The sequence below is a fragment of the Chromobacterium sp. S0633 genome (assembly GCF_024158805.1).
In the GTDB taxonomy this organism is placed as follows: Bacteria; Pseudomonadota; Gammaproteobacteria; order Burkholderiales; family Chromobacteriaceae; genus Chromobacterium.
Genome location: NZ_JAMZGH010000025.1, coordinates 106,553 through 116,573, shown reverse-complemented (window position 1 = coordinate 116,573; position 10,021 = coordinate 106,553). Strand labels below are relative to the sequence as shown.

The following is a 10,021-nucleotide window of genomic DNA, read 5'->3' as shown; positions in this document are numbered from 1 at the left end:
GTCAGCTGAACAACGCCAAGGGCAGCCTGATTGGTTCGCAAAACCTGAACCTCAGCGTCAGCGAGGTGTTGCGCAACGATGGCCTGCTCGGCAGCGACGGCCAGTTCACGCTGACGGCCGGGCAGCTGGAGAACGGCGTGGGCCTGATCCAGGCGGGCAAGGATTTGCAACTGACGGCGGCCAGCGTCAGCAACGCTGACAAAGGGCAAATCTTGGCGCTGGGCAAGGATGCCGCCAGCAGCCTGGAGATCAGCGGCCAGCTGAACAACCAGGGCAAGATCGCCGGCAACGCCGGGCTGGACATCAAGGCCGCCGACATCAACAACCACGTCGGCACGCTGCAGTCGGCCGGTGAGTTGAAGCTGGAGAAGCAAGCCAGCCTGAACAACGACGGCGGCCACATCGTCGCCAAAGACCTGAACCTGAAAGCGGGCACGCTCAGCAATCAGGGCGGCGAAGTCTTCGCCCAGCAAGCGCTGGACGCCAAGCTGCTGCAGCTGAACAACGCCAAGGGCAGCCTGATCGGCTCGCAAAGTCTGAGTCTTAGCGCCAGCGAAGTGCTGCGCAATGATGGCCTGCTAGGCAGCGACGGCCAGTTCAAACTGACGGCTGGGCAACTGGAGAACGGCGCAGGCCTGATCCAGGCGGGCAAGGATTTGCAACTGACGGCGGCCAGCGTCAGCAACGCCGACAAGGGCCAGATTCTGGCCTTGGGCAAGGACGCCGCCAGCGGCCTGGAGATCAGCGGCCAGCTGAACAACCAGGGCAAGATCGCCGGCAATGCCGGGCTGGACATCAAGGCCGCTGACATCGACAACCACGGCGGCACGCTGCAATCGGCCGGGGAGTTGAAGCTGGAGAAGCAAGCCGGCTTGAACAACGACGGCGGCCACATCGTCGCTAAAGACCTGAACCTGAAGGCGGATACGCTCAGCAACAAGGGCGGCGAAATCCGCCACCTGGGACAGACCATGGCGCAATGGCAGGTGCGCCAGCGTCTCGACAATCAGCAAGGCACGCTGTTCAGCAACGGCGGCCTGACGCTTGCGGCTCAATCCTTGAACAACCAGCAGGGCTCGTTGAGCAGCCTGGGCGCGCAATCATTGCAATTGGCCCAAGGTCTGGACAATCAGGGCGGCGCCCTGGTTAGCGGACAAGGGCTGCAACTGCAGCTGGGCGCAGCCTTGAGCAACCAAGGCGGCACGGTGCAAGCCGAGTCCTTGCACATGCACGCGGCTGGCCTGGGTAATCAGGGCGGCAGCATCAAGGTGTTGGGAAGCGGCGACGGCAAGGTCAACATCAGCGGGACGCTGGACAACTCCGCACAGGGTTTGTTGGCCGGCAATGGCGGTCTGGAGGTGAACGCCGCGGCCTTGGACAACCGTCAAGGCGTTTTGCAAAGCGCGGCCAAGCTGGGCGTACAAGTGGCGCAAGTGGCGCAGAACCAGGGCGGCAAGATCCAGGCCGGGCAACTGCAACTGAAAGCCGCGGAGCTGAACAACCAGCAGGGCTTGCTCAGTCAAGCGGGAGACGGCGCGGCCAAGCTGGAGTTAAGCGGCCAGCTGGACAACAGTCTGCAGGGCAAGGTGCTGTCCAACGGTCAACTGCAGGTGACGGCGGCGGGCCTGCTGAATGCTGGCGGCACGCTCAGCAGTCAGGGCGATCTGCAGCTCAGCGCGAGTGGAGTGCTGGACAATCGCCAGGGGGCTTTGGGCAGCAACGGCGCCTTGAAGTTGGACAGCGCCAGCGTGGACAACGCCGGCGGCCTGATCCAGGCCGGCCACACTTTGGCCTTGGACAGCGGCAGTCTGCTCAACCAGGGCGGCAAGCTGTTGGCGCTGGGCAGCGGCGACAGCCGTGTGACCCTCAGCGGGCAATTGAACAACGGCGGCCAGATCGCCGGCAACGGCGATTGGCGGATCAAGGCGCAAGGACTGGACAATGCCGGCGGCAGCCTGCTGAGCGTGGGCAGCCTGGGCATCGACACCGTGAGCCTGGGCAATTCCGGCTCCTTCCTGGCTGGCAAGGATTTGAGCCTGACCCTCGCCAGCGACTTCATCCACGCGTCGGGCAGCAAGCTGCAAGCCAATGGCAAGCTCAGCATCAGCAGCGGCGGAAATCTGATCAACAGCGGCCAGTTGCAGGCCGGCGGCGATTTGGTTTTGAACGGCGTCAGCTGGACCAATAGCGGCGAGGTCAACGCAGGCGGCAAACTTAGCACTGCACTGAGCCAGGCGCTGAGCAATAGCGGCAAGCTCAGCGCCGGCAGTTTGCAACTGAACGCCGCCAGCGTGCTGAACACCCACTCCATCACCGGCGGCGATATCTCCATCCAGGCCGCCAGCCTGGACAACGGCGGCAACCAGGGGCTGATCGCCTCTGCCGGCAATATGGTGCTGGATATCGGACAAACCTTGAATAATCACGACGGCAGCTGGTTGTATAGCCAGGGCGATATGCGCATAGGCAAGGCAGGGGCGGCCACAGGGCAGGTGATTAACCATGTGGCGACCCTGCAGTCCGATGGCAATATGTTTATTGATGCGGGGAGGGTGAGTAATGAGGCAAATCCAGTAGAAGTGCTGCCAAGTAAAGAAAGTGTCGAAAGCTATAGAAAAACATTATATATGCTTCCTTCTGTGGTTTATGAGCATGTGAGTTGTGGAAAGGATGGCGCTGGTCAATGTGATCGCAGCATGTCCTATGTTGGCTTTGTTTCTTTGAATGGGGTGGCATCAGTTGATGAGGAAAGAAAGTATATTACTGTTAAAGATTCTGTTGGCTCTAAGTTGGTGTCAATTCCATATTTTTTAAAGGTGGGAAGTGGTTGGCAGGCAGGTTATTATTATTTGCCGGGTTATGATCCTAAAAAACATATTCTACCGACTACTTCACGTCAGCTGCTGTCGGGTAATTTGGATCCAATGATTTTTGGTTATGGTGTGGCAGAGTCATTTATATCTGGTGGTGTTGTTGATGGTTATAGCGCCGCGCCGAAAATAAATATTTACCCGCTACCTATTTCAGTGGCTGGTAGGGATGAGGTTGGCGTTCCAGGTGAAATGGCAAGGAATTACTCGGTTTCAGTTAAGACCGATATGGCTGCTGGGGGAGGGGGCGTTGCGAGACTGTTGGTTGCAGGTGATTTATCTATTCAGTCTTCAGGTGTTTTTAATAAATATAGTTCAATTTCAGCTGGCGGTGACTTGGTTTTGGTGGCTGGCAATCAAGTAAATAATGTTGGTCAAAAGCTGTTGAAGACAGTAACCGAAACGACTCAAGCTGTTTTCCCTGCTGGTAGAGTGGGGGCTACAACCGTCACAACGCGTACTGAAGTCCTAGCCTCACTGGACGCGACCATTAGCACCGGCAAAAAACTCACACTACAAGCCCCCACCATTTCCAACGGCAAGGCTTCGCAACTCGATATCTCTCTAACTACCGGCGATAGCCAGTCCAAAGCGACGGCGGTAAACACCACGGCGGGCAAGGCTTTGGCGCAAGCCGATGGCGACATGGCCAGCGCGGGCAAGAATCTGGGCGGCAAGCCGCTGGATGCCGTCGCCTCCGCGCAAACCTTGGTCGGGCAGCTGACTGGCGCGCAAGCGGCGGCGGATCTGCAAAAATCAGCGGTGGGCGGCCTGGCCGGCGCACAGTGGGATGGAGCCAAAGCCGCGGTGCTGCCGCAGCAAGTATTGCTGGAGTCCGCCGGCACCAAGGCGGCCAACCCGGTGGCGGACGGCTATAGCTTGCCCAATAACGGCCTGTTCCAGACCCGCCCGGCGCCGGCGCAGCCTTATTTGGTGGAAACCGATCCGCGCTTTACCCAATACGGCAATTTCATTTCGTCGGATTATCTGCTCAAACAATTGGGCTACGACCCCAGCCGCGTGGAAAAGCGCCTGGGCGACGGTTTCTACGAGCAGCAGCTGGTCAGCCGCGCGGTGACGGAACTGACCGGCAAGCGCTTCATCGGCGGCAACGCCAACGCGACGCAGCAATACCAGCAATTGATGAGCCAGGGCGCGGAATACGCCAAGCAATTCCAATTGACGCCGGGCGTGGCGCTGTCCGCGGAGCAGATGTCCCGACTTACCGCGGACATGGTGTGGCTGGTCAAGCAGAATGTCGACGGTCATGACGTGCTGGTGCCGGTGGTGTACCTGGCCAAGGCGCAGGAGCAATCGCTGCGAGGCCAGGGCGCGGTGCTGGCCGGCAGCCATATGGAGCTGCTGGCCGATGGCTCGCTGATCAATAGCGGCACCCTGAAGGCGGACAACAGTCTGTTGGCGCAGGCGGGCGATATCCGCATCGAAGGCGGCAAAGTGCTGGCCGGCGGCGATCTGGGCCTTGGCGCTCGCCACAACCTGAGCGTTAGCGACGACAAGCAACACAGCCAGGCCGGCAGCGTGATCCAGGCGGGCAGCTTGCAGCTGCAGGCCGGCAATGATCTCAAGCTGCAAGCCGCGCAGCTGCGGGTCAGCGGCGACGCGCAACTGCAGGCTGGCCGCGATCTGGACATCGCCAGCCGCGAAAATCGTTACAGCTATGCGGCCAACACCGGCCGCAGCCAGTACAGTTACCAGCAGGTCGACCATGTCGGCAGCACGCTGCAAGTGGGTGGCAGCCTGAGCTTTAACGCCGGGCACGACCTCACGCTTAGCGGCGCGGACGTCAAAGCAGGCGGCAAGCTGCTCGCCGTGGCCGGCAATGAGCTGACCCTGCAATCCACATTGGACAGCAAGCAAGGCCAGGGCAGTTGGAATGGCTGGGGTTGGGGCGCGTACTCGACGCTGGACCAGATCCGCCATGCCACCCAGCTGCAGGCCGGCGGCGATATGCTGCTGCAAGCCGGCGGCAATCTAGCCCTCAACGGCTCCCAGGCCCAGGCCGGCGGCGGCCTGCTGGCGCTGGCCGGCAAGCAGTTGACCGTACAAAGCGAAGCCAACAGCCGGCAAGATCGTCTCAATGTGCAGATGGGTTCCAAGGGCTATGGTCACAGCTGGCAAACAGACAGCCTTACCGTGGCTGGCCTGACCAGCCAGGGCAATCTGCAATTGCAAGCCGGCGACGCCGCCGTACTGAACGGCGCCAGCCTAGGCAGCCATGGCGGTTTGACGCTGAATGTAGGTCAGGATATTCGCCTGGGGGCGGTGGCTACCCAAAGCCGCAGCGACAACTACTACACCAATGGCGATATCCACAACAACTACGACCTTAGCCAGCACGGCAGTGCGCTGTCCGGCGCCAGCGGTTTGACCCTTAATGCAGGCCGCGATATTGCAACTCAGGCGGCCAACATCATCAGTGACGGTCAATCGGTTTTGTTGGCTGGGCGTGATATAGAGCTGGGTACTGCGGACAATAGACATAGCGACTACCACAAGACCGTGCGTAGTTCCGGGGGCGCGTTTAAGAAAAAAACCGTCACCGATATTAGCTCACACGACAGCACCACGGCGCAGCAGACACTGTTATCCGCCGATGCCATCGTGGCGAAAGGCGTACGCGACATTCGGGCCGTAGGCGCGCAGATTGTCGCTAACAACGATGTGGCTTTGATTGCGGGACGTGATATTACGCTGGACAGTGCCATAGACCGGGCGCGCTCCGAACATATTCATATAGAAAAAACCAGCGGCATGTTCGGCAGCAGCGGAGGCGGTTCGTTCGGCGTTACCGTGGGCAGCCGTACTAAAGGGCTGGAAGAACTGCAGAACAATGCCACTCATGTACAAGGGGTTGTTGGCAGTAACGCCGGCAGTCTGCTGATTCAGGCCGGAGGCAAAATCGACCTGATCGGCACTCAGTTGCAAGCGGCCAAAGATATTCAGATTGATGGTCGAGATGTAAGCGGAGTCGCGGTGGTGGATGCATTGGACAGCCGCACGCTTAGTTACACCGAATCCAGCGGTTTGCGTATCGGAGCCAAAAGCACGGTCAGCCAGGCAGCGGCCAATCTGATGAGCACCGCGGACCGCGGCTCGCAAGTCAGCGACCCTAGGCTTAAAGCGCTTTATGCCGCCAAAGCGGCTTACGCCGCCAAAGACTTGTCCACCATGATGCAGTCCGTCAGTCAAAGCACGGACAAGGGCGGCGGTTTGAAAGGCAGGGTTTCCATCGGCTATGGCTATAGCCGTGAAGAAAGCGAGAGCATCTCCCACGTTGATGTGGTGAAGAAAGCGCAAGCTGCGGCTGGTGGCGAAATAGATATTCGGGCGCGGGGCGATGGGAGCGGAGAAAACGGAGACATCACGCTGACCGGAACGGCTTTGACTGCCAACGCAATTGCGTTGAACGCCGCTCGAGACCTGATTACCCATAGCCAGGAGGCCATCAGCAGCCAGGAAAGCACCTATCGCAAGCTGGATCTGGAGGCGGGGGTCTACATTGGCGGCAGCGTAGGCAAAGGCGGCGGCAAAGGCGGGATTGGCGCTTACGGCTCTGCGGCAATGAGCCAGAGCAGCACCAAGATCAGCAGTCTGACGCATGAGGAAACCACGCTGGACGCCACCGGCAAAGTGCAAGTCAAAACCGGTCGCGACGTTAGTCTGACGGGGACAACCGTACGCGGCGACAGCATCCAATTTGAGGTGGGCAGAAATCTTACATTGACCAGCGAGCAAGATCGGGATCAATACCGGCAAAAGAGCTGGTCCGGTCAGATTGAAGGGCGTTATGCCTATGGCAACGATAGCGGAGTGGACGGCAGTCTGAGCTTCAGTCAAACCAAGAGCGATTGGCGCAGCGTGCAGGAGCAGACTGGTTTGTTTGCCGGAAAGGGTGGTTTTGATGTCGCCGTGGGCGGGCATTCCCAGTTGAATGGCGCGGTGATCACGAGCACGGCGGACGCCGCCAAAAACACGCTGCTTACTAATAGCCTGGGCTTTGCCGGGCTGGAAAATTCCGCGGAATACTCCGCCGTCAGCTTCAGCGCCAGTTTCAGCTCCGGCGGGGATGGCATGGGCGGCGCGCCAAAGGGCGGCATGGTGATGCCAGGTTTGGGCGTTCCGCAGCAGGAGTCCAAATCCAGTACCACGAACAGCGCGATAGCCGGCGGCAGCATTACCGTCAAGCAAGATCAGAGCAGCGGACAGGACAGTACGGCCGGTTTGAGTCGCGACGCCGCAAGCGCAGGTGGGCAATTGGAGCGTATCTTCGACGCCAAGAAAGTTGCGGAGCAGCAAGAGTTCAGCCGCGTTTTGGGGGAAGTCGGTTTCCGCGCCGTGGGCGACTTGTCTAAGGAAATGGGCTGGAAGGACGGTAGTCCGGAAAAAATGGCGTTGCATGCGTTGATGGGGGCGCTGCAGGCTAAGGCGGGCGGGGGCAATATGTTGGCGGGCATGGCGGCGGCCGGCGCCAATGAGTGGATAGGCAGCCAAGTGGCCGATTATCTGCAGAGCAATACCCAGTTGGACGAGCCGCAACGCAAAGCCATTCAGCAATGGGCGGCCGTCGCCACTGGTGCGGTAGTGGGCGGATTGAGCGGCGGCGATGCTGGCGCGGCATTGTCGGGAGGCGCGGTGGCGCTGGATGGGGAAAAGTTCAATAGGCAGCTGCACCCCAGTCAGACCAAGCTGGTGAAGGAAAAAGCAAAACAGTTGGCGGGGAAAGAGGGACTAAGCGCCAAACAATGGGAGGCTCGCCTGTTGGAGCAACTGGCCTTCCAAAATAGCGAGATGTACATTAGCTACCGCAATGACCCGCAGGCGGAAGCCATTTTGAAAGACCTGCAAGGGAGTAGCGGTGTTCGTCTGGATTATCGTGGAACCGCGGACTATAAGAACGATGCATTGAATCTACAGTATCTGCCTCAGATGGCGGATGCTTATGCTCAGTTGCCGCGGCTTAATGGCAGGATGAACCAGGAGCAATTTGCTCGCTATGTTGGGTTGGTGACCGGCGATTTTGCGCATGTTTCCAAGGCGGAGCAAAAACAGGTGGTGTTGCAGTTGCAGGAGGAATATACAGCAACGTTCAAGCAACAATTGGACTTGTATAAAAGCGGAAAAACCGCCTCGCCGCAAGTGATTCAGTTAGATAAGCGTCTGGATCAGCTGAACAAGTTGTTGGGCGCGGCGGAACACGTGGCGGTGACAAGCGGGGCGATTAACGAGTCTCAAACCAGCTTGATGCAAAGGGCAATCGCATCGGGCCTGCTGTTTTCCACCAATGGCGTCGCCCCCAAGCCGCAGGGCAGGCCGGTTGGCGGCGGGACGCTGGTAAAAGCAGGGCCGGCAAAGGAGAAGCCGGACTACCTGTCCGCATCGCCAGTGCCAGCAAAAACGCAAACCAAGCTGAATGCCAACCGAGATGGGGAAAGCTATCATGCAGAAACTTGGTCGTCGTTGAAGGCGGAGGTGGATCAAATCCGGAAGCAGTTGCCTATGATGGATGAGAAAGGGCGTCCCGTTGGCAATGCAGCGGCAGCGGAAATTAATGTCTATGGGGAAGGTAGCTATAGTGTGAAAGCGCATTCCAGGATAGGGAACAATGCGGAGGGGCAAAGAGATGGGTTTGTTAGCTTACCCCCTCGAGAGGATAGAATGTTGAGTCCTGTGTTGGATCCACGTTACCCCATTCCGCGTGAGGTGGATACTGAGTTTAAAATACTGGAGGCTTTTTCGCAAAAATATAGGGGCAATCCACATGTGGCTGGGAGTATTAATCTCTTTACGGAACGCGCACCATGTTATAGCTGCTCTGCAGTAATATCTGAACAATTTTCGAAGCTATTCCCTAATGTGGAAGTGCGTCTCTATCATAATAATGGAAGGGTGGCTGTTTATGAAAGAGGGGGTGGGGGCTATGTTGTGCCATCAGGGGCAGGGGAAAATAAGAAAAAATGGCCGGTGGCGCCGGATTTATCGTACGTGTCCGCAAAACCTAAAAAATAATTGAGGTGTATATGTTTCCAGGAATTGAGGTTGAATCCTTGCTGAAGGATGATGTTTATTTGTTTCCTGCGAGGGATGATATATATCTACGATTTTTAAAGTATTTTGTTGAGTTATTTGACTATCCAAGGGCGAGAGCTGTCTGGGATCAGTCAAACGCTGAAGAAAGAAGTGATAGGTTGTGGTGGGTTATTAATGAGACTTGGGGGTTGTATTGTAAAGCCAATGAGAATCTTCCTGTTATATGGCTGGCTACCGCCAAAAAAGCCTTAGAGTGGGATCACGTGCCGATCAATTTTCATCCTTGGGCCTTGGCGATATTGGAGCATTTTGACTTGGAGCGTTATCATGCGGCCTATCATTTGCCACGGGACGAGTACGAGGCGATTGCCCATGATTTGCCGATAGTGCTGGAAGGTCTGCGCAATTATCCAACGGAAAAGCTGGCTGCGCCGATAGATGAGGATAATTGGGGCTATATCGATTATTAGAGGCTGAAGTTTGCGGCCTTCTATGGCCATGAAAGCGGCGCGCCAATCCGGCGCGCCGCTTTTTTTACGTCTTAGCTATTGCGGCCGGGCGTCTTGCCTTCCAGCTCGGTTTTGGCGACTTGCGCGCGTTGCATCGCGTGCACGCTGTCCACGTGCTGGAAGACGTCGCAGCGCAGCGCGCCCAGCAACATCAGCTGCTCCGCGTAGTTGAAGAAGCCCACCCAATAGCCGCGGGCGTGGTGAGGGTCGCGGAAGTCGATGTCGTAGGCGATTTTGCCGAGCAGGCCCTTGTTGTGGCGGTCCGGATTGTCTTTCAGGTATTGGGCCAGGTGGGCGGCACATTCGCGGCCGTAGGCGCAGGCGTCGACGTAGTCGTCGGCGGGCGGCATCTGCCAATGGTGGGGCTGGCCGCGTTGCGGCAGGTGGCGGACGAAGGGCAGCTGCGTGGCCTGGGTTTCGTGAGGCTTGGGACGGTAATGACGGCGCGGGGGAAGTGCTTGGGACATTAGGGAGACTCCTATGAGAGTGTGCATGATGTCCCCGCTTCTCGGTTCCAGTCGGGAGGCGGGCGCAAGACCACGGGACTGGAACACCGATCACTCTCTTCTCGGCACGGCCGAAGCCGTTCCCGCA

The 10,021-nt window shown here is 58.2% G+C and carries 3 protein-coding genes; 2 read left to right on the top strand and 1 reads right to left on the bottom strand.

Translation table 11 applies throughout. The annotated features are described in order from the left end of the window. Positions 1–5 precede the first annotated feature (5 nt). Together NK214_RS15765 and NK214_RS15760 are read left to right on the top strand one after the other, a co-directional pair. Positions 6–8,897, top strand: coding sequence for a hemagglutinin repeat-containing protein (locus tag NK214_RS15765; RefSeq protein WP_371926276.1), 8,892 nt, complete (start codon positions 6–8; stop codon positions 8,895–8,897). Between the two features lie 11 nt (positions 8,898–8,908). Further along, a complete protein-coding gene (locus tag NK214_RS15760) occupies positions 8,909–9,388 on the top strand; it encodes a hypothetical protein (RefSeq protein WP_253314951.1) in 480 nt (159 codons plus the stop codon). 71 nt (positions 9,389–9,459) lie between these two features. On the opposite strand, the gene NK214_RS15755 is transcribed toward NK214_RS15760, so the two are convergent. Further along, positions 9,460–9,894, bottom strand: a complete 435-nt coding sequence (locus NK214_RS15755; RefSeq protein WP_253314950.1) for a hypothetical protein — start codon at positions 9,892–9,894, stop codon at positions 9,460–9,462. Positions 9,895–10,021: the final 127 nt, after the last annotated feature.

Excerpts from the sequence above, each read along its gene's own strand:
- NK214_RS15760 (WP_253314951.1), top strand. The coding sequence starts at position 8,909 with ATGTTTCCAGGAATTGAGGTTGAATCCTTGCTGAAGGATGATGTTTAT.
- NK214_RS15755 (WP_253314950.1), bottom strand. The coding sequence starts at position 9,894 with ATGTCCCAAGCACTTCCCCCGCGCCGTCATTACCGTCCCAAGCCTCAC.